This is a genomic window from Polynucleobacter sp. AP-Kolm-20A-A1, assembly GCF_018688315.1.
Classification (GTDB): Bacteria; Pseudomonadota; Gammaproteobacteria; order Burkholderiales; family Burkholderiaceae; genus Polynucleobacter.
In genome coordinates this window covers 1,467,344-1,488,918 of sequence record NZ_CP061315.1, presented here as the reverse complement: position 1 = coordinate 1,488,918, position 21,575 = coordinate 1,467,344, and the positions used below count along the sequence as shown (strand labels likewise).

24 protein-coding genes and 1 other RNA gene are annotated in these 21,575 nt (G+C 47.0%); 14 read left to right on the top strand and 11 right to left on the bottom strand.

The genetic code is table 11. The annotated features are described in order from the left end of the window. The first annotated feature begins 2 nt into the window (after window positions 1-2). Genes C2745_RS07440 through crcB form a run of 4 tightly spaced genes read left to right on the top strand, consistent with a single transcriptional unit; the run spans window position 3 to window position 1,529 of the window. On the top strand, window positions 3-170 hold the full coding sequence (locus C2745_RS07440) for a hypothetical protein (RefSeq protein WP_215383860.1): 168 nt from the start codon (window positions 3-5) through the stop codon (window positions 168-170). 44 nt (window positions 171-214) lie between these two features. Further along, entirely contained in the window at window positions 215-352 is a 138-nt protein-coding gene (locus tag C2745_RS07435; RefSeq protein ID WP_172793433.1) for a hypothetical protein, read from the top strand. Window positions 353-361: 9 nt separating this feature from the next. Continuing rightward, window positions 362-1,141 (top strand): 4,5-DOPA dioxygenase extradiol, encoded by a 780-nt coding sequence (ygiD, locus tag C2745_RS07430; RefSeq protein WP_215383858.1) that lies wholly within the window; start codon window positions 362-364, stop codon window positions 1,139-1,141. Between the two features lie 10 nt (window positions 1,142-1,151). Next, the gene (gene crcB / locus C2745_RS07425) at window positions 1,152-1,529 is read left to right on the top strand and encodes a fluoride efflux transporter CrcB (protein WP_215383857.1); all 378 of its coding nucleotides are present in this window, start codon (window positions 1,152-1,154) and stop codon (window positions 1,527-1,529) included. A gap of 67 nt (window positions 1,530-1,596) precedes the next feature. On the opposite strand, the gene C2745_RS07420 is transcribed toward crcB, so the two are convergent. Genes C2745_RS07420 through C2745_RS07395 form a run of 6 tightly spaced genes read right to left on the bottom strand, consistent with a single transcriptional unit; the run spans window position 1,597 to window position 7,070 of the window. Next, on the bottom strand, window positions 1,597-2,574 hold the full coding sequence (locus C2745_RS07420; RefSeq protein WP_215383855.1) for a tripartite tricarboxylate transporter substrate binding protein: 978 nt from the start codon (window positions 2,572-2,574) through the stop codon (window positions 1,597-1,599). A gap of 21 nt (window positions 2,575-2,595) precedes the next feature. Further along, window positions 2,596-3,117, bottom strand: coding sequence for a chromate transporter (locus C2745_RS07415; protein WP_251368312.1), 522 nt, complete (start codon window positions 3,115-3,117; stop codon window positions 2,596-2,598). Further along, complete coding sequence (locus C2745_RS07410; RefSeq protein WP_251368311.1) at window positions 3,114-3,602, bottom strand: chromate transporter; 489 nt, start codon at window positions 3,600-3,602, stop codon at window positions 3,114-3,116. The genes C2745_RS07415 and C2745_RS07410 overlap by 4 nt, the downstream gene beginning before the upstream one ends. A 53-nt stretch (window positions 3,603-3,655) precedes the next feature. Further along, the gene (locus C2745_RS07405) at window positions 3,656-4,633 is read right to left on the bottom strand and encodes a D-2-hydroxyacid dehydrogenase family protein (protein WP_215383851.1); all 978 of its coding nucleotides are present in this window, start codon (window positions 4,631-4,633) and stop codon (window positions 3,656-3,658) included. Between the two features lie 23 nt (window positions 4,634-4,656). Further along, on the bottom strand, window positions 4,657-6,030 hold the full coding sequence (locus C2745_RS07400) for an MmgE/PrpD family protein (RefSeq protein ID WP_215383849.1): 1,374 nt from the start codon (window positions 6,028-6,030) through the stop codon (window positions 4,657-4,659). A gap of 56 nt (window positions 6,031-6,086) precedes the next feature. Then, complete coding sequence (locus C2745_RS07395) at window positions 6,087-7,070, bottom strand: tripartite tricarboxylate transporter substrate binding protein (protein WP_215383847.1); 984 nt, start codon at window positions 7,068-7,070, stop codon at window positions 6,087-6,089. A gap of 91 nt (window positions 7,071-7,161) precedes the next feature. Between C2745_RS07395 and C2745_RS07390 the strand changes: the two genes are divergently transcribed. After that, complete coding sequence (locus tag C2745_RS07390) at window positions 7,162-7,464, top strand: antibiotic biosynthesis monooxygenase (RefSeq protein ID WP_215383846.1); 303 nt, start codon at window positions 7,162-7,164, stop codon at window positions 7,462-7,464. Window positions 7,465-7,469: 5 nt separating this feature from the next. Here C2745_RS07390 and C2745_RS07385 read toward each other — a convergent pair whose 3' ends face one another. After that, window positions 7,470-8,249 (bottom strand): sulfurtransferase, encoded by a 780-nt coding sequence (locus C2745_RS07385; RefSeq protein ID WP_215383843.1) that lies wholly within the window; start codon window positions 8,247-8,249, stop codon window positions 7,470-7,472. Window positions 8,250-8,337: 88 nt separating this feature from the next. Between C2745_RS07385 and C2745_RS07380 the strand changes: the two genes are divergently transcribed. Genes C2745_RS07380 through C2745_RS07365 form a run of 4 tightly spaced genes read left to right on the top strand, consistent with a single transcriptional unit; the run spans window position 8,338 to window position 11,928 of the window. Then, window positions 8,338-9,333: a tripartite tricarboxylate transporter substrate binding protein gene (locus C2745_RS07380; protein ID WP_215383841.1), complete on the top strand. Its 996-nt coding sequence runs from the start codon at window positions 8,338-8,340 to the stop codon at window positions 9,331-9,333. A 9-nt stretch (window positions 9,334-9,342) separates the two neighbouring features. Continuing rightward, complete coding sequence (locus C2745_RS07375; protein WP_215383838.1) at window positions 9,343-9,894, top strand: carboxymuconolactone decarboxylase family protein; 552 nt, start codon at window positions 9,343-9,345, stop codon at window positions 9,892-9,894. 6 nt (window positions 9,895-9,900) lie between these two features. After that, window positions 9,901-10,755 (top strand): pirin family protein, encoded by an 855-nt coding sequence (locus C2745_RS07370; protein WP_215383836.1) that lies wholly within the window; start codon window positions 9,901-9,903, stop codon window positions 10,753-10,755. Beyond that, on the top strand, window positions 10,756-11,928 hold the full coding sequence (locus C2745_RS07365; protein ID WP_215383834.1) for a class I SAM-dependent methyltransferase: 1,173 nt from the start codon (window positions 10,756-10,758) through the stop codon (window positions 11,926-11,928). A 41-nt stretch (window positions 11,929-11,969) separates the two neighbouring features. Here the strand turns inward: C2745_RS07365 and ssrA are convergent. The 4 genes from ssrA to ompA all read right to left on the bottom strand — a co-directional run bounded on the left by ssrA (window position 11,970) and on the right by ompA (window position 14,432). Continuing rightward, window positions 11,970-12,328: a transfer-messenger RNA gene (gene ssrA, locus C2745_RS07360) on the bottom strand. 65 nt (window positions 12,329-12,393) lie between these two features. Beyond that, window positions 12,394-13,074, bottom strand: coding sequence for an HAD family hydrolase (locus C2745_RS07355; protein ID WP_215383831.1), 681 nt, complete (start codon window positions 13,072-13,074; stop codon window positions 12,394-12,396). 5 nt (window positions 13,075-13,079) lie between these two features. Continuing rightward, window positions 13,080-13,769, bottom strand: a complete 690-nt coding sequence (gene ubiG / locus C2745_RS07350) for a bifunctional 2-polyprenyl-6-hydroxyphenol methylase/3-demethylubiquinol 3-O-methyltransferase UbiG (protein ID WP_215383829.1) — start codon at window positions 13,767-13,769, stop codon at window positions 13,080-13,082. A 96-nt stretch (window positions 13,770-13,865) separates the two neighbouring features. After that, the gene (ompA, locus tag C2745_RS07345) at window positions 13,866-14,432 is read right to left on the bottom strand and encodes an outer membrane protein OmpA (protein ID WP_215383827.1); all 567 of its coding nucleotides are present in this window, start codon (window positions 14,430-14,432) and stop codon (window positions 13,866-13,868) included. 160 nt (window positions 14,433-14,592) lie between these two features. Here ompA and gyrA point away from each other — a divergent pair, with 160 nt between their 5' ends. The 5 genes from gyrA (at window position 14,593) to C2745_RS07320 (ending at window position 21,571) form a co-directional block, all read left to right on the top strand. Beyond that, window positions 14,593-17,301 carry a DNA gyrase subunit A gene (gyrA, locus tag C2745_RS07340; RefSeq protein ID WP_215383824.1) on the top strand — a complete coding sequence of 903 codons (2,709 nt, stop codon included), beginning with the start codon at window positions 14,593-14,595 and terminating at the stop codon, window positions 17,299-17,301. Between the two features lie 25 nt (window positions 17,302-17,326). After that, a complete protein-coding gene (gene serC, locus C2745_RS07335) occupies window positions 17,327-18,424 on the top strand; it encodes a 3-phosphoserine/phosphohydroxythreonine transaminase (RefSeq protein WP_215383821.1) in 1,098 nt (365 codons plus the stop codon). Continuing rightward, window positions 18,424-19,503, top strand: coding sequence for a prephenate dehydratase (gene pheA, locus C2745_RS07330; protein WP_215383819.1), 1,080 nt, complete (start codon window positions 18,424-18,426; stop codon window positions 19,501-19,503). Before serC ends, pheA begins: the two co-directional genes overlap by 1 nt. A 68-nt stretch (window positions 19,504-19,571) precedes the next feature. Beyond that, window positions 19,572-20,690 (top strand): histidinol-phosphate transaminase, encoded by a 1,119-nt coding sequence (hisC, locus tag C2745_RS07325; protein WP_215383816.1) that lies wholly within the window; start codon window positions 19,572-19,574, stop codon window positions 20,688-20,690. Further along, entirely contained in the window at window positions 20,690-21,571 is an 882-nt protein-coding gene (locus C2745_RS07320; protein WP_215383814.1) for a prephenate dehydrogenase/arogenate dehydrogenase family protein, read from the top strand. Before hisC ends, C2745_RS07320 begins: the two co-directional genes overlap by 1 nt. Window positions 21,572-21,575 lie beyond the last annotated feature (4 nt).

Genomic DNA, 21,575 nt, shown 5'->3' with positions numbered 1-21,575 from the left:
AAGTGACTGACGAAAAGAAACCAGATTCAAAAACCCCAGTAAAAGTGGTAGCAGCTAAGCCGCCTGCACGTCCACCCGTCCCAAAAGGACCCTCTGGCCCAGCTGGAAGGCCTCAGGCAGGCTTTGGCGGGGGAAAAGGCATGATGCGCAAGGCTGGTCGCGGGCGATAGTGGATAATTACCCTATTCATTAATGTGTTTACAGAGGATTTAGCATGAACGAATGGCATAACGAATCTAAAGAAGAAGTTAACAAAAAGATCATTACCCTGATCGTGATGTTGGCAGCCGCTACAAGCTTGGCTATTTTGTTTGCATTGGTTGCAGCTCATACAGGTTACGTATTCGGTTAATTAGCATTAATGACTAGCCATCGCCAACCTGCAATATTTGCTGGCCATGGCAGTCCGATGTATGCCATAGAGCCCAACCGTTATACGGCGGCATGGTCAGCTCTAGGTAAGTCATTAAAACGCCCCGATGCAATCTTAGTCATCTCGGCGCATTGGGTAACCCGAGGCGTATGGGTTACAGCAATGCCAAGACCAAAAACAATTCATGACTTTGGTGGCTTTCCACAGGCCTTGTTTGATATCCAATATCCAGCGCCTGGAAGTCCTGCTTTAGCAGATCGCGTACAAGAGTTATTAAGTGTTCCAGTAGTGCTCGAAGAAAATGAGTGGGGCATTGATCATGGTGCATGGTCTGTTCTGAAGTATCTATATCCCGATGCCGATATTCCTGTGGTGCAGCTTAGCCTTGATGGCTCAATGTCAGCTCGTGAACACTATGAGTTAGCTAAACAGTTACGCCCATTGCGCGATGAAAATATTCTGATTCTATCCAGCGGTAATGTGGTGCACAATCTGCGAACCATTCATTGGCAAGAAGATGCCAAGCCTTATCCATGGGCATCAGAGTTCAATCATTTTTTTAGCTCAGAAATGCGCGCTAACCATCATGATCCATTAATCGATTGGGAGCATTTTGGGGATGCTGCGCATCTTTCTATTCCGACGGCCGAGCATTACTGGCCTGCTTTATATACCCTAGCTTTACAACATGAAGACGAGCATGCAAAAGTCTATATTGATGGAATCGAAATGAGTTCAATCAGCATGCTGGGTTTTTCAATTCAATAGAGAACTGATTATGTGGCTATCTATCTTTGCAATTTTCTTTGGCGCAGGCCTTGGCGCATTATTGAGAGCGGGCTTTAATTTTTTAACGGTCGGCGCAGCCTCCGTGATCCCATTGGGAACGCTCTTCTCCAACATGGTGGGTGGCTACCTTATTGGCATTGCGATTGCCTTTTTTGGAAACAACCCCAATCTCTCGCCTGAGTGGAAACTTTTTGTGATCACCGGCTTTCTGGGTGGCTTAACCACTTTCTCCAGTTTTTCTGCTGAGGTTGTTGGATTTATGCAGCGTGGCGAACTTAGCTGGGCCCTAGGCACTGCCTTGCTTCACTTGGTGGGCTCGCTAGTATTAACTTTCTTGGGCATCCTTACTTACCAGGCGCTCAAATAAAATTGGGGGCCTAAGCCCCCAATGTCATTCCCTGGTAATTGCAGTTGCTAGATCAGTGATTGCTTCTTTACTCTGGTTTGATATTCGCTGTTTTAACAACGGCACTCCATTTTTGTGATTCAGATTTAATGAGTGCTGCAAAGTCTGCGGGACTTCCTCCGCCAATCTCATTGCCTTGCGATAGCATGAGTTCGCGTAACTGAGGATCTTTAAGTGCTTCATTTGCCGCTGCATTTAATTTATCAATAATGGCTTTGGGTGTGCCTTTTGGCGCAATCAAGCCCTGCCAATTCAGAACCTCAACCTTGGGGTAGCCCACTTCTGCAAAGCTGGGAACGTTCGGAAGTAAGGGTGAGCGTTTTTTGCTGGTGATCGCAATCGGACGTAATTTATCCGCTTTGATGCTGGGCATAGCGGAATACATTTGATCAAACATCATGGTGACATTTCCGGCCATGAGGTCCGTTAATCCTGCTGAACCGCTCTTATATGGCACATGAATCATATCGATCCCGGCATTTTGTTCAAATAACTCTGCGGAGAGTTGGTGGCTACCGCCAATGCCGCCAGATGAAAATGTAAGTACACCGGGTTTAGCTTTTGCAGCACTCACAATATCTTGCACCGTCTTGTATGGTGAGGCTGGATTGACTACCAGTACCAATGGGCCTTTTTCAACCAAAACGATCGGCGTTAGATCTGTTTCCGGGTCGTAGCGTAGATTCCCAAAGAGTGTTTTGTTGACAGCCATAGGAGCAAAGTTACCCATGCCAATGGTGTATCCATCTGGCGCAGCGCGAGAAATGTATTCAGTGCCAATATTGCCGCCAGCGCCAGGTTTGTTATCCACAATAATCGGCTGCTTCAAAATCACACTCATCTTCTGTGCTACTTGACGGCTGCGTGAGTCTGCGCCACCGCCGGCACCGTAAGGAACAATAAAGTTGATGGGCTTGTTGGGATAGTTACTTTGCGCAATGGCGGCTGAAGAAAAAACAGTGCCAATGCTAAGCAGGCAAAAAGAGATGACTTGAATGAGGCGCATATTGATCCTTATATCTTTGCGTTAGATAAAACCAAACATTCCCAGTGCTCCACCAATGGCTATTAAATAAAGTGGATGCCAGCGAGTAAACAAGGTAATCGCAATAGTGCTTATCGTCAATAGATACGCGGCCATGCTTTGATTGATCTGTAAGGAAATTTGCCAAGCAGAAGATAAAACTAAGCCAATTGCTAGGGCAGCAGCAGCGTACTGAATGGATTTCTTTTTCAGGGGATCTTTAATGCCCAAAATGAGGCGCTGTAAGTAAAAGATCAAAATTGAAGAGGGCCATGCAATTGCAAGCGTTGCAGTTAGTGCGCCAATAACTCCGTAGACATGCCAACCCAATAGTGTGACGGTCATAAAATTGGGACCAGGAGCTGCTTGAGCTATAGCGAAATAGTCGGAAAAAGTTTGTACGTCGATCCAGTGCTCTTGGTTCACTGCTAGGTTAAAGAGTACAGGAAGCAGGGCATTCACCCCTCCAAATGCAACCAAAGAGAATGCAGAAAGTTTAAGAAAAAGACCAAGAAGAGCGCTCATTCTGTATGAGCTTTCTTCCAGGCTAAGACCAAGGCTAGCGGTGAAGAGATAAGTACCACCCACCCTAGGCCTAGATGAAAATAGCTAGCGGCCAGTATGGTGACAATCACCACAATAAACATTGCCGGATAGCGAAACTCATCCCTGAGCATTTTGAAACCTGTCGAAGCAATTAAACCAACTCCTACGGCAGAGATTCCTCTGAGAACGCCTTTGACCGATTCAAGGTAGCTGTAATGTTCATATAAAACTGCTAGCAACATGACGATGGAAATTGGCCCCAAGGTTAAGCCCAATACAGAAGCAATTGCACCTCTAGCGCCGCCAAAGCGAGAACCAACACACACTGCAAGATTAACAATATTCGGGCCCGGGACAATTTGGCAGATGCCCAGCATGGCGCTAAATTCTTCGGAGCTCAGAATTTTGTCGCGCTCGACCAGGGTTCTTCTGGCCCATGGTAAAACCCCACCAAACCCGGACATCCCGATTTTGCTAAAGCTTATAAACAGTTCGAGTGGTGTAAGGGTTTTCAAATCTACTGTGGCTTAAATGGGTGAGGAACAGGTTTATTTTCTAGCCAAGCTTCCAGGGTTTCGGTAATTCCTTTAGAGAAGGTGGCAAAAATAGGTTCTGCAATAAATCCAAGATGGGGTGTTACTAAAAGATTTTTGGTGTTACGTAAAACATCATTTTCTGGGAGTGGCTCAACATCAAACACATCGACAGCAGCTTGTCCGGGCCTGCCGGCGGCCAATCCTTTTTGCAGATCGGCCATATTAATTAATGCAGCGCGTGAAGTGTTGATCAGTATGGAGTCAGGGCGCATTAGCGCTAGTTGATCTGCGCTGATTAATCCCTTGGTGCCAGGTCCCGCTACAAGGTGCATGGAAACAACTTTAGATGTTTTCAGTAGCTCATCTAAGCTCACTGCTTTTGCATTCTCAGCGGCAGCACGCTCCGGTGTCATGCGTGGACTCCAGGCAACCACCTCCATGCCAAAAGCGGCGCCCACTCGTGCTACGCGACTTCCAATTGCGCCAAGACCCATGATGCCCAGTCTTTCGCCTGATAGCATTGGTAGCAGAGATAGTTCATCACGCCATCCACCGGATGAGATGAGCTTGTTTTCTTCAATGAGGCGTTTAGATGCCCCCAAGATGAGTACCCAGGTAAGTTCAGCAGTGGTTTCTTTAGAGGGGCCGCCAGGTGTGCAAGCCATTGGAATATTGCGGGAAACCAAGGCAGATGCTTCTAGTGTGCCGTTACGTTCCCCAGTAAACATCAGAAATTTAAGTTTAGGTAAGCGTGCAATCATGGCCTCGTTAAAAGGGGAGCGATCGCGAACAATCGCTATTGCGTCTGCGTCCTTCACCGCTTCGTATAGCGCCTCATCCTTTAGGGGATCATGGTGAATAGTGAGATTGGCTTGCTGATCTAATTTATCCCACTTAGAAAAGCGACGTAGGGCGCGTTCGTAGTCGCCCAGAATAACGATGTTTGGTAATGAAGCCATGAGTCAAATACTTTCAGTTGAATTTAATCTGGAGTGCAGAGATTCAAGATTTGCTTGAGATCGGATGCTTGGCCTAGCTTCCACAGCGCAGCAATTAATTGACGCGTTTTCTCTGCGCCAATTACAGGCTCAGCCAAACTGGTGAACTTCTGCTCTAGATTTGCATCACTCATTGGGTTCTCAACAGAGCCGATCGCATTCTTCACGAAAATATGCACTTCTTTGCCGTTCTTGAGGAACGCTTTGACGTCAACTGAGGCTTCGCTAATAGAAGTGTCTGTGGTGGCGTTCACCTTAGCGCGCAATGCCACAACATCCGGACGATTCACAATGTCATCGGCATACTCACCTTCGCCTGCTTGACCAAATATCAGGCCAACAGCACAGCCGTGATACACGCTGAACTTACCTTCGAGACCATCTTTAGGTGTCTTCTTGCCTGTTAATTCAAGAACGAGTGGGTGGGCGCGAAGTTCAATGCGCTCAACGTCTTCCGCCTTTACGCCCTGGGCGCGTAGTTGGGCGCAGGCATCAATTGCTGGATGAATGACAATGCCGCAAGCAAAAGGTTTGTAGGTGTTTAGCGAAATCTCAAATTGCTTACCAAGATTGCGATCGATCTCTGTCCAGTCGCATTTAGTAGAAACAGTTTGCATATAACCACGACCTGCTTCAAGCGCTTTAGGACTGGCGGTAAAACCATGTTTTGCAAGTAGCGCAGAAAGTTGGCCTGCACGTGCAGCGCCACCTGGATGAAAAGGTTTGGTCATTGTGCCAAACTGTTCACGCATACCAACTGGCTGAGAGGCGGCAATGCCCAGCGCCATAGTAGTTTTTTGTAAATCTAGGCCCATTAAGCGAGAACATGCTGCAGCAGAACCGAGCATGCCGGTTGAGCCAGTGATATGCCAACCGCGGTGATAGTGGTCAGGGTACATCGCGTTACCAACACGACAAGCAACATCAATTCCGAGAACGAGTGAATCAATTATTTGACGTCCGTTGGCGCCAATATGCTCACCAAGCGCCAGGATGGCTGAGGCAACTGGACCTGCCGGGTGAATAACCGTCTTGAGGTGGGTGTCATCAAAGTCAAAAGTGTGTGAGCTGATGCCGTTAATTAGGGCAGCGCCACCCATATCGACTTTGTCTTTGCGTCCCAAGATACTGGCTTGCGGTGCTGGCTGAAATTCACGAATAGCTGCCAATGAGGATTCAACGCTCTCATGGTTTGCTGCGCCAATAGCGCAACCAAGCCAATTTAAAAAAGTGCGATGGGCTTCATGATCAACCTCAGGCGTCCATCCTTGGCTTGGGTGAGCCGTAACAAATTCAGCCAATATTTTGGTAACTGGTGGGGCATTCAGGTCCGCTGCGGCGGCGATAGCGTGTGACATATCAAAATTCCTATGATTTATGTTGAGTATTTTTAGGTAAATGTAAGACTGAGAATTTATTCAATTTCAATATTGCGTTCTTTGGCAACTTTGGCCCAGCGTGCAATATCTTCTTTGATGTAGTTGGCAAATTGTGGTGGCGTCATTGGCATCAAAGTCATTGCTTCGCTCGTCATCTTTTCTGAGAACTCAGGTAATGCCAGTACTTTGTTCAGCTCCATATTCAGCTTGGTAACAATGGCGGGCGGTAAGTTGGCTGGTCCCACTAAGCCGTACCACTGTTGACCATCAAAGCCGTTATAGCCAAGTTCTTTAAAGGTGGGAATGTTCGGTGCTGCTGGGCTGCGCTTAGCCCCAGTAATAACCAATCCTCGCACGCGATTCGTATTAATGTAAGGTAGCGCTGCAAATAGAGTTGGGAACATCGCCTGTGTCTGGCCCGCTAGAAGGTCGGTATATGCTGGGCCAACGCCGCGATAAGGAACGTGCACCATAAATATTCCTGCAGCCAGTTTTAATTGCTCCATGCCCAAATGGGTCAGAGTTCCAGGGCCCGCTGATCCGTAGCTGAGTTTGGCAGGATTCTTTTTGGCGTAATCAACAAACTCTTTAAAATTTTTAATTGGCAGTTCTGGGTTAATGATCAACACATTTGGTGTTGCGCCAATCATGCCGATGGGAGTGAAATCTTTTATCGCGTCATAAGGTAATTTGCGAACCGCTGGGTTGGTTCCATGGGTGCCAACATAGGCAATCATTAGGGTGTAGCCATCAGCAGGTGCTTTTGCGGTAGCTTGAGATGCAATAGAACCACCACCGCCACCCATATTTTCAACAACGACTGTTTGGCCAATTGAACGAGATAGTTTTTCAGCCACTGCGCGCGCAAGATTATCTAAGCCACCACCGGCGGCTACAGGGGCTATTAGTTTAATTGGCTTAACTGGGTAGCTAGCGGCTGTGGTTTGCGCATGAGCGCTACATGCTGCAAATAGGAATGATAAAAAAATCGGCACTAGCCGATTGCTTGATTTTGACATGTCTCGAGTCCAGTTTATTATTTTGTATTAATGTGTTGTTGCTTAAACATTTTACTATTGATAGCGAATCTTTTTTGACCAAGGAAACCCCATGATTTTGGAACATTGCGACCTAGAAATCGACCCAGCCAAGCAGGAGCAGTTTGAAGAGGCTATTTTGCGGGGCGTGGAGACGGTCATCTCAAAGGCCAAAGGCTTTCGGGGGTTTAAGGTGAACCATAGTGTGGAATCCCCTTCGCGCTATTTATTGCTGATTTACTGGGATACCTTGGAAAACCATACTGTTGATTTTCGAGGCTCAGAAGCATTTGCTGATTGGCGCGCTATCGTGGGGCCTTTTTTTGTGAAGCCCCCTTTTGTGGAGCACATGACTTTGGTCGGAAAGTCCACCTAATTTAATTAGCTAGACTTTTCTGCTTTAAGTTTTTTCCGCACAGAAACTTCTACAGGAATCTCATCGAGGTTTGGCTCCAACGCTTCGCGTTCATCAAAGACAAAGCAACTGCCTTTGTAATGCGCAGAGCCTACTTCCTCGAAGTATTTGAGAATTCCACCTTCTAATTGGTAGCTATGCTGCATGCCAATTTCTCTCATATACAGCCCAGACTTTTCGCAACGAATGCCTCCGGTGCAAAAACTGACTAAAGTTTTATCTGCTAATTCCTCTTTATGTGCGGAGATAGCGGCTGGAAATTCTGTGAACTTTTCAATATTGAAATGAAGGGCGTTTTCAAAGGTACCGTAATCCACTTCAAAGGCATTACGTGTATCCACCATAACCACTGGGCGCCCGAGGTCGTCCGTACCACGGTCAAGCCACTCTTGTAGTTTTTTAGGTGTAATGAAATTCGCGCGACCTTCTTCAGGACGAATAGCTGGGTGATTCATCCGAATAATTTCGTTTTTGAGTTTGATGAGCATCTTTTTGAATGGCTGCTCATCCGACCAACTCTCTTTTGCTTCGAGAGGTTTAAAGCGAGGATCTAAACGAAGCCAGTCTAGGAATCCGCGTAATTCATCAGTTTTGCCGGCGAGAAACATATTGATGCCTTCGCCAGTTAACAGGATGGTCCCTTTTAGTTGGCGACTATTACATTCATCGAGCATCTTGGAGCGCAACTCTGGCAGTCCATCAAGACTGACGAATAAATAGGCGGCAATATTCAAAATAGACTTCATTGTTTCTCTCACTTAGCAACCCTCACATTATCGAGCAAACAGGCCTAGGGGGTGGTAATCTTGAGGTCTTATTAAAAGGAGACAATCCATGCTGTATTTAGCAAAAACGGCCAAAAGAGCCCTATTTTTAGCCCTATTGGCGGTTAGTGCGATAGCTGGCGCTCAAACTGCTGGGGTGGGTACTTGGCCTACTCAAAAGCCTATTCGCTTGATCGCGGTATTTCCTCCTGGTGGTTCTGTAGATCAGGTTGCCCGCGTATTGGCCCCGGCCTTGCAGGCTGAGTTGAAGCAAAATGTGATTGTTGAGAACATAGGCGGCGCCTCAGGCGTGATTGGTACTTCAGCCATGACCCGCTCTGATCCAGATGGTTACACCTTTGCGGTGGTGTTTGATACCCATGGCGTTAATCCAAGTTTGAAAGACAAGCTTCCGTACGACACCATTAAAGATATTGCCCCTGTCATTTTGGTTGGTACATCGCCAATGGTTTTGGTTGCGAGCAAGAAGTCTGGTATTACTAGCTTTAAGCAGCTCGTAGATATGTCTAAGACGGGTAAACAATTTAGCTATGGTTCGATTGGTATTGGTAGCTTGGGACACTTAGCAATGGCGCGCCTTGCTAAACAAGCGGGCTTTGATTGGAACCACATCCCTTATCGTGGTGGCGGCCCTTTGATGCAAGATGCTTTGGGTGGTCAAGTTGAGTTGGCTGTAGGTTCAGAGTTTTTGGTGAAGCCGCACGTGGATAGTGGCGGCGTCATTCCTTTAGTGATTACTACAGCGAAAAGATCTCCTTCCCTACCGAATGTCCCAACGATTTCTGAAAGCGGCTTCCCAGGCTTTAGCGCTCCAGCTTGGTGGGCAGTTTTGGCGCCCGGCAAAACACCACCTGCTGTAGTAGATGCAATGAATAAGGCTTTGAATAAGGCCTTAAAAACGCCTGCGGTTGCTGCGAAGTTCAAAGCACAAGGTATTGATATTGTCGGCGGTACGCCTGAAGTTGCCCGTGAATTTATAGGCAAACAAATTGGCGTCTGGGGTAAGTTCGTGATTGAAAACAATATTAAAGAAACTGGTCAATAAAAGGTCTTTATGTCAGAACGTTTAATTCCGTATCAGCCAATGGATTTAGCAGAGCCAGCTGAGCTGGTCGCCGCTATTCGTAAAAGACGTGGCGGTCAATTCATCAATCTCGATCGCATGCTTTTGCATAGTGTTCCTATTGCAGAAGGTTGGAATCATTTCATTGGTGAAATTCGCAATAATTTATCTTTGGATCCTAAGTTACGCGAGTTGGCAATGTGTGGTGTTGCAGTTCTAAATGGGGCGGAGTATGAGTTCTTTCATCATGCGCCTCCCTTTAAAAAAGCGGGTGGCACTGAGGAGCAAGTTGAAGGTCTTCGCTTGATTGGTCAGGCAAGTTTTCCTAAAAATCTTTTTTCTCAAGTGGAAAATGACGCTGCCGATTTAACCTTTCAAATGACGCGCAATATTAAGGTGGATCCTGAGCTCATGAAGCGCTTGCAAAAGTCTCTAGGCAATACGGATGCGGTTGAGTTGGTGACCGTCATTGCTGCTTACAACATGGTCTCGCGCTTCTTAATTGCCCTGGATGTGAATCCCGAAGATCATCCTCCCGCCTAAAAAATCATGATTCGCAATATCCAAACGATTATTCCTGGCATTGCCACTTCTGATGGTGCGGGCGTTAAATTACGTCGCAGCATTGGCGGTCAAAATCAAGTCAGGCTAGATCCTTTTTTGATGTTGGATGAGTTCTCATCAAACGATCCAAATGATTACGTAGCAGGCTTTCCAGCTCACCCGCATCGGGGCTTTGAGACGGTGACATATATGCTTGAAGGCCATATGTTGCATGAGGATCATTTAGGCAATCAAGGCCATCTCAAGACTGGTGGCGTGCAGTGGATGACCGCGGGCCGCGGCATTATTCATTCTGAGATGCCACAACAAGTCAGTGGCGCTATGCGCGGTTTTCAACTGTGGATTAACTTGCCTGCTAAAGAAAAAATGAAGCCCGCTGGATACCAAGATATCCAAGTGGAAGATATTCCTAAGGCGGCTCTGGCTAACGGCGGATCAGTAAAGGTTATTGCAGGCACTTATGAGTACGATGGTAATGTGACTGCCGGACCCATTCAGGGAATCACTACGGCGCCATTATTTCTAGATGTGCACCTGCCCCCAAATGCAGAATTCGAGCACCGCATTCCCAAAGAACTTAATGCGTTCATTTATATTTATGAAGGTAATTTAGAGCTTGGTGGCCCCATGCGTGAGGTACCAAAGCAAGCTGCTGTTGTTTTGGGTGATGGTGATCGCTTAAAGGCTAAGGCGGGCGCATTGGGCGCGCAATTTATAGTTCTCGCCGCATTACCTTTGCATGAGCCTATCGTGCAATATGGCCCATTTGTCATGAATACGCGTACTGAGATCGAACAAGCGATTGATGATTATCAAAATAATCGTTTTGTGATCGCCTAGGTGAGCCAAGCTAAGCTACTTCAATGGTTAGAGGGTGAGCAGGAGTGCTCCGCTCAGTGGCATTCCGAGAATGGTATTGCCCCGCATAAAAAAATTCAGATAGCCGATGACACGCTGACTGCAGATATTGCATATCGCCTAGCTTGCGAAGGTACGGCAATGCTATACAAAGGCGACTTTCAGAATGCACGTCAACTCTTGCAAGCTCTAGCGAGAAGGGTGGATAAGCCTCCCAAAAAATCCAAAAGGGCCGATCGGGTTGAAAAAGATAAGATCAAGAGCGCTTTAGATGTCTTCAATCTGCATCGACTCTCACAATCGCAGCGTGCACGTATTTTGGGAATGCTACTTATTCAGATTAATCCTGACCATAGCATTCCATTAAGGCGTGCTCCTGACGTGACTCAAGCGTGTCTCGAGGCATACGGAAAGCAAAACGAGTCTTATGTGATTTCTCTACGAGAGTTGTTGGGTGTAATTAGTGCTCATGAGTGGCGCAAGAAGGGCGTTCAAGTCCTTACTAGGGATGATGAGGAAGTTCGCATTCATCCGCACTACGGTGTGTTCTCACCTGTTCGTGGTGAGTATATTGAGCTAGTGCTTAAGACGCCTCTACCAAGCGCCATGAAAAAAGAATCTCTTGCTATTGATATCGGTGTTGGAACCGGCGTGTTAGCTGTCGTGTTGGCTCTGCGAGATATTCAAAAAATTATTGCAACCGATATAGATGAGCGTGCCATCGTTTGTGCGCAAGACAATATTGCGCGCTTGGGATTGCAGTCTCAAATTGAGATTCGAAAAACCCATTTATTTCCGCCGGAAAAAGCTGCGCTCATAGTTTGCAATCCACCATGGTTGCCTGCAAGACCGAGCTCATCTTTAGAGCATGCGGTATATGACCCGGAAAGCCAGATGCTAAAAGGCTTTCTAGGAAATCTAAAAGATCATCTTTTGCCTAATGGTGAAGGTTGGCTAATTCTTTCCGACATAGCGGAGCATTTAGGTTTGCGAACGCGAGAGGTCTTACTTGATTGGATTGAGCAGGCTGGGTTAACAGTTTTAGGGCGTGTAGACACCAAGCCAACTCATCACAAGGTGTTTGATAAAACGGATGCATTGCATGCAGCGCGCTCTAAGGAAGTTACTTCACTATGGCGCTTAGGCGTTAAATAAAAAACAAAACCCCTCTAAAAATCAGAGGGGTTTGCTTTTAATGGTGGAGTCGGCGGGAATCGAACCCGCGTCCGCAAATCCTCCACAACAAGTTCTACATACTTAGTCATATCGTTTGATTTAATCAGCTAGGCACGGATTGACACGTTCCACGCTGACGATTCACTAAGTTTTCGAATCATTCCCCGTGACATGAAATGATCTTATCTCTTGTAAATGACCCTGATCTAGCTTGCGCTAGCTGACCCAAGAGAGAATCAGTTCAGGGGCAACCGCAATTAAGCGGCTAGTGCGAAACGTTCGTCGTTTGCAGTTAAAACATTCCCATTGATTTACGAGATAACGGGTCCTCGGTATGCCCTTGATGCTTTGTAATCCACGTCGAAACCATGTCGACCCCGGAGTTCATGCATTGGAACCCATATTTTAAGGCTCCAGGCCTTAAATTGCTTGATATCTTTTGGTTTATTCCCTGTTGGGAAAGATGATTTTTAATAAATCGCGGGGGTTATCGACCAGGTAATCCGCTCCCCAGGCCTCAGGAGGCTCTTTACAGCCGCAATATCCATAGGCGGCTGCCACGGTCTTCATGCCGGCAGCTTTGCCAGCGATAACGTCTCTAATGTCGTCGCCAACGTAGATTGACTTCGTGGGGTCAATATTAGCAACTCTGGCTGCATGCAATATGGGTTCTGGGTGTGGTTTTGAGTACGGCGTAGTGTCGCCAGAAACCGTGGAAACCGCCCGCTGACGTAATCCCATAAGCTCTGTTAAGGGGTTGGTAAAGCGCTCACTTTTGTTGGTGATGATGCCCCAAGGGAGTTTTGCATCGTCCATTTGATCGAGTAAATGACCAATCCCATCAAATAATTTGCTGTCAACGAGCAAAGCTTTTTCATAGTTACTGAAAAACTCATCGCGTAGGGCGATGAAATCCGCATGGTCGGGAGCGATTCCAAATGCCCCCTCAAGCAAACCTCTGGCACCGGCAGATGCATAGGGCCGGAGAAATTCGTAAGGCTTAGGAGATTGGTTGCGCGCAACCAAAAGTTGGTTGGTGGCCGCCACTAAATCTGGTGCTGTATCAGCTAATGTGCCATCTAAGTCAAAAAAGATGCCTTGATAAGGGCTTGATGCATTACTCATTGTGCTTACTTCTTTACGGCAATCATGTAATTTACGTCCACATCATCATTTAGGCTGTAAACCTGAGTGAGTGGGTTGTAACTCAAACCTTTTATGCCAATCATCTCTAAGCCTGCATGGCGCGTAAAGGCCACCAATTCTGAAGGCTTAATAAATTTGGCGTATTCATGAGTGCCCTTAGGGAGCAATTTGAGAACGTACTCAGCGCCAATAATGGCAAATAAATATGATTTTGGACTGCGATTGAGGGTGCTAAAAAATAAAGTGCCACCTGGTTTGCAAAGTTTGGCGCAAGCGCGCACTACGGATGCTGGATCGGGTACATGTTCCAGCATTTCCATACAGGTCACTACGTCATATTGTTCTGGCTGCTCATCAGCAAGTGCTTCAGCGGATATAGAGCGGTAAGTTAGATTCGCACCCACTTCTAGTGCGTGCAATTCTGCAACCTTGAGTGCTTTTTCAGATAGATCGATGCCAGTAGTCTCTGCGCCTGATTGAGAAATGGATTCTGCCAAGATGCCACCACCACAGCCGATATCAACCACCTTCTTACCTTCCAAATTGACAAAGGATTTAATCCAACCCAGTCGCAAAGGATTAATGGCATGCAGTGGTTTGAATTCGCTATTAGGATCCCACCAGCGATGGGCGAGGGCACTAAATTTGGCGATTTCAGATTGGTCGACGTTCATATTGATGGGGCGGTCAGATTGCTAATGGAGAAGATGATGAATATAGCGGAAATAAAAAAGCCCGCTAGAAGCGGGCTTTTTTACAAGTAAAGTGAATTACTTAGCTGCTGTACCAACAACTTCGATGTCAGTACGGCGGTTCTTAGCGCGGCCTTCAGCAGTTGCATTTGATGCAACTGGATTGCTCTTGCCTTTTGATTCTGTGTAGATACGGCTACCGTCAACACCTTTGCTTGTCAGGTAAGTCTTAACTGACTGAGCACGACGCTGACCGAGGGCCATGTTGTATGCATCTGTACCAACGCTGTCAGTGTTACCAACAGCAATGATTACTTCTAACTTGATTTTCTTCAAGTCAGCAGCGATCTTGTCCAAAGTAGCTTTACCTTCTGGCTTCAAGTCAGACTTGTTGAAGTCATAAAGTGTGTCAGCTTGCAAAGTGATCTTGCTTTGGCTAACGCCAGAAGCTGCGCCACCAGTCAATGCACCGTCACAACCTTTAGCTGCAGTAGCAGGTGTCCAGCTGTTGTCACGCCAGCACAATGTGCCGTCGCCGTTTTTCCAATTCAAGCCAGAGTTGTTTTCCCAGTTATCAGAAGCCATTGCTGCAGTAGCAGAAACGGTAATAACAGAAGCCAGCAACACTTTTAGGGTTTTGTTCATTTTTAGTCCTCAAAAATCTCTTTTTTAATTAAAGTCAAACTTAAATGTAATTCGCCCTACTTTGATGCAAAAAACTGCAAAGCGACACATCTCAATTTCGTACAAACTGACAGAATCTTAGCATAGGGCCTACCTGTCATCAAAATGATATTATTTCCAGATGGAACAAGCCGCTAAAGAAACACTACCAATATCCCTCGAAGACGAAATGCGGCGGTCCTATTTGGACTACGCAATGAGCGTCATCGTCGGCAGAGCCCTGCCAGACGTGCGTGATGGCCTCAAACCGGTTCACCGCCGGGTCTTATTCGCGATGTATGAATTAAACAACGATTGGAACCGAGCTTACAAAAAATCTGCCCGTATAGTTGGCGATGTAATCGGTAAATACCATCCGCACGGTGATTCTGCGGTGTATGACACCATCGTTCGAATGGCCCAGGATTTCTCTCTGCGCTATATGCTGGTTGACGGGCAGGGCAACTTTGGCTCCGTAGACGGCGATAACGCTGCTGCGATGCGATACACCGAAATCCGCCTACGCAAGATCGCCCATGAGCTTTTGGCCGATTTGGACAAGGAAACGGTCGATTTTGGGCCAAATTACGACGGTTCCGAGAAAGAACCCCTGATTTTGCCTGCTAAAGTGCCTAATTTGCTCATAAACGGCAGTTCTGGCATTGCTGTGGGTATGGCGACCAATATCCCTCCCCACAACCTAGATGAGGTGGTTACAGCCTGTTTACACGTGCTTCACAACCCAGAATGCACGATTGACGAGCTGATTGAGATCATTCCAGCCCCTGATTTCCCAACCGCCGGCATCATTTATGGCGTTCAGGGTGTCCGTGAGGGCTATCGCACTGGTCGTGGCCGTGTAGTGATGCGCGCGAAGACTCACTTTGAAGATTTGGACAAGGGCGCACGTCAAGCCATCATCGTTGATGAGTTGCCATATCAAGTGAACAAAAAGAACTTGCTCGAACGTATTGCCGAGTTAGTGAATGAGAAAAAAGTTGAAGGCATTTCTGACTTGCGTGATGAGTCAGATAAATCCGGTATGCGCGTTGTGATTGAACTCAAGCGTGGCGAGGTGCCTGAAGTTGTTCTGAATAATTTGTACAAGAGCACTCAGCTGCAAGATAACTTCGGTATGAACATGGTGGCCTTGGTAGATAACCAGCCACGCTTGTTGAACTTGAAGCAAATGCTTGAGTACTTCTTGCAGCATCGTCGTGAAGTTGTTACACGTCGCACAATTTTTGAATTGCGCAAAGCACGCGATCGCGGTCACGTCTTAGAAGGCTTGGCTGTTGCGTTAGCTAACATCGACGAGTTCATTGCGATTATTAAAGCTGCTGCAAACCCAGTGATTGCTAAGCAAGAGTTAATGAGCAAGGCTTGGGATTCATCGATGGTGCGTGAGATGTTGGCACGTGCTGAGACAGATACGCCAGGCGGCCGTAACGCCTATCGCCCAGAAGGATTGTTGCCTGAGTACGGCATGCAAACTACTGGCTTGTATCGCCTATCAGATAGTCAAGCGCAAGAAATTTTGCAAATGCGTTTGCAACGTTTGACAGGTCTTGAGCAAGACAAGATTGTTAACGAATACAAAGAAGTCATGGCAGAGATTTCTGACTTACTCGATTTGTTGGCGAAGCCAGAGCGCGTAACTCAAGTGATCGAAACCGAATTAAAAGAAGTTCAATCTGAATTTGGTATTGCTGGTGGTGATACAGGTCGTCGTTCATTTATTGAAATGAATGCAACTGAACTCTTCACTGAAGATTTGATTACGCCGCAAGATTTAGTAGTGACACTTTCAAATACTGGTTATATGAAGAGTCAGCCGCTAAGCGAGTACCGTGCGCAAAAACGTGGTGGACGCGGTAAGCAAGCTGCTGCTACTAAGAACGAAGATTGGATTGAAACACTCTTCGTGGCAAATACGCATGACACAATCCTTTGCTTCTCTGATCGTGGGCGTATGTATTGGCTCAAGGTATGGGAAGTTCCGCAAGGTAGCCGTACTTCACGTGGCAAGCCAATCGTCAATATGTTCCCGCTGATTGAAGGCGAGAAGATCACTGTGATTCTCCCAATTAAGGGTTACCAGGACGATCAGTACGTATTTATGGCTACTAGCTTGGGTACCGTGAAGAAGACACGTTTGTCTGACTTCTCTAACCCACGTAAGGCCGGAATTATTGCGGTTGACTTGAACGAAAACGACTTCTTGGTTGGCGCTGCCATTACTGATGGCCAGCATGATGTGATGTTGTTCTCTGATGCTGGTAAAGCAGTGCGTTTTGACGAGAATGATGTTCGTCCAATGGGCCGTACCGCACGTGGTGTGCGCGGTATGAACCTAGGTGAAGGTCATCAAGTGATTGCGATGTTAGTTGCCCCAGCGGAGGCTGCAGAAGGTGTTGAGGCGGCTGTGGTTGATGCAAACGGTATTGCCATTCCAAGTAGTGTGTTGACTGCGACAGAAAATGGTTACGGTAAACGTACCCCAATCGCTGAATATACTCGTCATGGTCGTGGCACTAAAGGCATGATCGCCATCCAGACTTCAGAGCGCAACGGTAAAGTTGTTGCTGCTGCCTTGGTATCTCCGGAAGATCAAATTATGTTGATCACTACTGGCGGTGTCTTGGTACGTACACGCGTTTCTGAAATTCGTGAGATGGGTCGCGCTACTCAAGGCGTTACTTTGATTAACGTAGATGAAGGTACACGTTTGTCTGGCTTGCAGCGTATTGCTGAAAGCGATTCAGATGACGATGCTGACGACGCAGAAGAGGGTGATGTATCTGCAGATCCAGCAACCGACTCTAATGACGATACGGCAGGTGACGCTTAAGCGTCACCTCTAGACTAGACACATCATGACTTTTGACCGCCGCATTTTTAATTTCGCTGCGGGGCCTGCTACTTTGCCTGAAGAGGTATTGAAGCAGGCTGCTGATGAAATGCTTAATTGGCGCGGACTCGGTACTAGCGTGATGGAAATTAGCCATCGCAGTAAAGAGTTCATGGAAGTGTATGAGGAGGTCATTCAAGATCTTCGTACGCTGATGAATATTCCTGATACATACGAGATCTTGCTTTTGCAAGGTGGCGGCCTTGGTCAAAATGCTGCCATTCCAATGAATCTCATGCCTTTGGCAAAGAATGGCCCTAAGGCTGATTTCTTGGTAACAGGTGTTTGGTCAGAAAAATCATATAAAGAAGCGCAGAAATACGGCACTGCAAATTTAGCCGCATCTTCTGTTGCGGAGAAATTCAATACGATTCCAGCAAGATCGACTTGGAGCTTATCAAGCGATGCTGCGTATGTTCATTACTGTGCGAACGAAACCATTGGCGGCGTTGAGTTTCCTGATGTACCAGACGTTGGCGACATTCCCCTGGTCGCAGATATTTCAAGCAACATCCTTTCCAAAGAGATGGACGTGAATCAGTGCGCTGTTTGGTTTGGCGGCGCGCAAAAGAATATCGGACCTTCTGGCGTAACGATTGTGATCGTACGCAAGGACCTGATAGGCCACAGCATGGGGATCACTCCAACGATTTGGGATTGGTCTGTGCAAGCCAATACGCAGTCCATGATTAATACGCCTCCTACATTCTCGATTTACATGGCGGGATTAGGCTTTAAGTGGTTGCTCAAGCAAGGTGGCGTGAAGTCGATTGAAAAGCGCAATCAAGAAAAAGCGGATTTGCTCTACAACTTCTTGGATCAAAGTAGTTTGTATGAAAATCGCGTTACCAAAGAATATCGCTCACGCATGAACGTGACTTTCTTCCTAAAAGATGAGAACCTGAACGCTGAGTTTTTGGCGCAATCCAATGCTGCCGGTTTGGTTGCTCTGCGCGGTCATAAAGCTGCGGGAGGCATGCGTGCCAGTATCTACAACGCCATGCCTATTGAGGGTGTAAAAGCCTTGGTTGAATTTATGCGCGACTTTGAAAGGCGGGCTTAATGAGTACTGAAGAACAGCGCTTAGCTCCCTTGCGGGAAAAGATTGATGCATTAGATGCACAGATTCTAGATTTGCTAACTCAGCGCGCAAAAGCTGCGCAGGAAGTTGGCCATGTCAAAGGTGGCTTCGCATCGCCAGTGTTCCGCCCTGAGCGTGAGCGTCAAGTTGTTGCACGTCTTCAAGAAATCAATGCAGGTCCTTTGCTGCCCGATGGTATTGCTGCTATTTGGCGTGAAGTGATGTCGGCTTGTAGGGCTTTAGAGGCTCGTCAATCCATTGCTTATTTGGGTCCAGTGGGTACGTTTTCTGAGCAAGCAGCACAAACCTATTTTGGTCATTCGATTGCTGGCCTGCCTTGCGCAAGCTTGGATGAGGTGTTTAAGGCGGTTGAGAAGGGCGCGGCGCAATTCGGTGTTGTTCCCGTAGAAAACTCTAGCGAAGGTGCAATCTCACGTACTTTGGATTTGTTGTTGGATTCTTCCATGCGCATTAGTGGTGAAGTGGTGCTCCCAATTCGTCATCATTTGTTGACTAAGAGCGGTAACTTAGATGGTGTGACAACAGTATGTGCGCATGCTCAAGCATTGGCGCAGTGTCAGCAATGGCTCAGCATCCATGCTCCGCAATTAAAGCGTCAGGCCGTTAGCAGCAATGCAGAAGCAGCTCGCATGGCGGCTAGTGATCCAAGTTTGGCGGCAATTGCCGGAGATCCTGCTCAAGAGGCTTACGGCCTGCAAGCGGTAGCTGCGCAAATTCAGGATGACCCGCACAACCGCACTCGTTTCGTTGTTGTTGGTAACTACTCATGCCAATCAACCGGTAAAGATCAAACTTCTTTGGTGCTCTCCGTAGACAATCAACCTGGTGCCGTGCACCGTTTGCTTGCGCCTCTAGCAAAACATGGCGTTTCCATGAATCGCTTTGAGTCTCGCCCTGCTCGTAAAGGCACTTGGGAATATCACTTCTATATCGACATTGCTGGGCATGCTGATGATGCCAAGGTCGTGAAGGCGCTTGAAGAGCTTAAGGGTGTTGCCGCCTTCTATAAGAATCTTGGCTCTTATCCACACTCTGCGTGATTGAGCATCAAAAAATAGATAAATCCTTTAGCAAATAAAAATTAGTAAATACATTTAGCAAAACTCGAATGACATCCAAGATTGGCTTAAAACATATTCATGCAATTGCACCTTACGTTGGTGGGCGTCCCATCAGTGAGGTTGCGCGCGAATACGGCCTTGATGAAAACAAGATTGTGAAGCTGGCCTCCAATGAAAATCCGCTGGGTATGCCCAAGTCTGCTCAAGATGCGATGCTCAGGGCGGCTAGTGATTTGGGGCGTTATCCAGACTCCAATGGTTTTGAGCTCAAGAATGTTCTTGCTGCACGCCTAGGGGTGCCAACCGATTGGATTACTTTAGGTAATGGCAGTAATGATATTTTGGAGTTAGCTGCCAGGGCTGTTGCTCAAGCGGGTGACGAGGTCATTTTTTCTAAGCATGCATTTGCTGTTTATCCCTTAGCTACTCAGGCTGTAGGCGCTAAAGCAATTGAGGTTGCTGCTACTGAGATTTATGGCCATGATTTGCCGGCCATGTTGGCAGCAATTAAAACGTCTGGCGATAAGGCGAAGTTGGTTTTTGTGGCCAACCCAAATAATCCAACAGGCAGTTATCTGACGGCAAAAGAAATTGAAGATTTTTTGATGGCGGTGCCATCAAATGTGGTGGTGGTACTTGATGAGGCTTATAACGAATACCTCACTCCAGAGCAGCGCTACGATGCAATTGCTTGGGTAAAGCGTTTACCAAATATGATTTTGTCGCGTAGCTTCTCTAAGGCTTACGGTTTAGCAGGACTGCGCATTGGTTATGGCGTTGCTCAGCCGCATTTAACCGATCTTTTGAATCGTATTCGCCAGCCATTTAATGTCAATAGTCTTGCGCAAGCAGCAGCGATTGCGGCGTTTCAAGATCAAGCTTTTTTACAGCAAGGTTTTGAATTAAACCAGGCTGGTTATGCACAGTTGACTCATGCTTTTGATGAGCTTGGTTTGAAATACCTACCGTCTGCTGGTAATTTTGTATTGGTAAAGGTCGGCGATGATGATCAAGCTGGCGCACGTATCAATTTGGAGCTACTAAAGCGCGGCATCATTGTTCGTCCTGTTGGTAACTATGGATTGCCACAGTGGCTGCGTATCTCTATAGGTCTTCCGGAAGAAAACGCCGCCTTCATCGCAGCTCTAAAGGAAATACTTTCCTAATGACCATCATTAATCCAGCAAGCAATTACGGCACCGTCACCATTGTGGGTGTTGGCTTGATTGGCGCATCCTTAGGGTTGGCTCTCAAACAAGCTGGAGTAGTTACAAAAGTATTGGGCGTTGGCCGTAGCAAAGAAAATTTAGATCAAGCCCTGAAGATGGGTGCGATTGATGGCGTGGTGGATTTGGCTGAGGCTGCCAAGCAATCCGATGTGATCGTGCTTTGCGTGCCAGTTGCGCAAATGCGAGCTGCCTTTGAAGTGATTGAGCCACTTCTTGAGCCGCGCACCATGATTACCGATGCGGGTAGCACGAAGGGCGATGTCATTTTGGCTGCCAAAGAGGTTCTTGGTAAAAAGGCCTGTCAATTTGTGCCGGCCCACCCGATTGCTGGAGGCGCTCAGCATGGTGCCAGTGCTGCAAAGGCAGATTTATTCAAAGGTAAGCTGACCATCATTTGCCCCTTGCAAGAAAATTCTCCACAAGATACGAGTTTAATCACCGGTTTTTGGGAAAGTGCTGGCTCTGAAGTGAAAAAGATTGGCGTTGTTCAGCACGATGCGATTTATGCAGCCGTTTCTCATCTTCCACATATTTTGTCCTTTGCCTTAATGGCTAGCGTAGTGAACTCGGAAGATGCCGATCAAAAATTAAGTCACGTGGGTGCGGGTTTCAAAGATTTCACGCGCATAGCCGCATCAAGTCCAGAGATGTGGCGCGACGTTTGCTTAGGTAATCGCACTGCCATTTTGAAAGAGCTTGACCAATACTTATTGATCGTGAATCACATGCGTAAGCTCATCTCCGAAAACGATGGCGCTGGCTTGGAGAAATTATTCAATAAGGCGAGCAAAGCGCGTCAAGATTTGGACGTACTTTAATGAG

Excerpts from the sequence above, each read along its gene's own strand:
- C2745_RS07370 (WP_215383836.1), top strand. The coding sequence starts at position 9,901 with ATGATTCGCAATATCCAAACGATTATTCCTGGCATTGCCACTTCTGAT.
- C2745_RS07320 (WP_215383814.1), top strand. The coding sequence starts at position 20,690 with ATGACCATCATTAATCCAGCAAGCAATTACGGCACCGTCACCATTGTG.
- hisC (WP_215383816.1), top strand. The coding sequence starts at position 19,572 with ATGACATCCAAGATTGGCTTAAAACATATTCATGCAATTGCACCTTAC.
- serC (WP_215383821.1), top strand. The coding sequence starts at position 17,327 with ATGACTTTTGACCGCCGCATTTTTAATTTCGCTGCGGGGCCTGCTACT.
- ubiG (WP_215383829.1), bottom strand. The coding sequence starts at position 13,769 with ATGAACGTCGACCAATCTGAAATCGCCAAATTTAGTGCCCTCGCCCAT.
- C2745_RS07375 (WP_215383838.1), top strand. The coding sequence starts at position 9,343 with ATGTCAGAACGTTTAATTCCGTATCAGCCAATGGATTTAGCAGAGCCA.
- pheA (WP_215383819.1), top strand. The coding sequence starts at position 18,424 with ATGAGTACTGAAGAACAGCGCTTAGCTCCCTTGCGGGAAAAGATTGAT.
- C2745_RS07405 (WP_215383851.1), bottom strand. The coding sequence starts at position 4,633 with ATGGCTTCATTACCAAACATCGTTATTCTGGGCGACTACGAACGCGCC.
- C2745_RS07355 (WP_215383831.1), bottom strand. The coding sequence starts at position 13,074 with ATGAGTAATGCATCAAGCCCTTATCAAGGCATCTTTTTTGACTTAGAT.
- C2745_RS07415 (WP_251368312.1), bottom strand. The coding sequence starts at position 3,117 with ATGAGCGCTCTTCTTGGTCTTTTTCTTAAACTTTCTGCATTCTCTTTG.
- C2745_RS07400 (WP_215383849.1), bottom strand. The coding sequence starts at position 6,030 with ATGTCACACGCTATCGCCGCCGCAGCGGACCTGAATGCCCCACCAGTT.
- C2745_RS07390 (WP_215383846.1), top strand. The coding sequence starts at position 7,162 with ATGATTTTGGAACATTGCGACCTAGAAATCGACCCAGCCAAGCAGGAG.
- ygiD (WP_215383858.1), top strand. The coding sequence starts at position 362 with ATGACTAGCCATCGCCAACCTGCAATATTTGCTGGCCATGGCAGTCCG.
- C2745_RS07380 (WP_215383841.1), top strand. The coding sequence starts at position 8,338 with ATGCTGTATTTAGCAAAAACGGCCAAAAGAGCCCTATTTTTAGCCCTA.
- crcB (WP_215383857.1), top strand. The coding sequence starts at position 1,152 with ATGTGGCTATCTATCTTTGCAATTTTCTTTGGCGCAGGCCTTGGCGCA.
- C2745_RS07410 (WP_251368311.1), bottom strand. The coding sequence starts at position 3,602 with ATGTCCGGGTTTGGTGGGGTTTTACCATGGGCCAGAAGAACCCTGGTC.
- C2745_RS07420 (WP_215383855.1), bottom strand. The coding sequence starts at position 2,574 with ATGCGCCTCATTCAAGTCATCTCTTTTTGCCTGCTTAGCATTGGCACT.
- gyrA (WP_215383824.1), top strand. The coding sequence starts at position 14,593 with ATGGAACAAGCCGCTAAAGAAACACTACCAATATCCCTCGAAGACGAA.
- C2745_RS07395 (WP_215383847.1), bottom strand. The coding sequence starts at position 7,070 with ATGTCAAAATCAAGCAATCGGCTAGTGCCGATTTTTTTATCATTCCTA.
- C2745_RS07435 (WP_172793433.1), top strand. The coding sequence starts at position 215 with ATGAACGAATGGCATAACGAATCTAAAGAAGAAGTTAACAAAAAGATC.
- C2745_RS07385 (WP_215383843.1), bottom strand. The coding sequence starts at position 8,249 with ATGAAGTCTATTTTGAATATTGCCGCCTATTTATTCGTCAGTCTTGAT.
- ompA (WP_215383827.1), bottom strand. The coding sequence starts at position 14,432 with ATGAACAAAACCCTAAAAGTGTTGCTGGCTTCTGTTATTACCGTTTCT.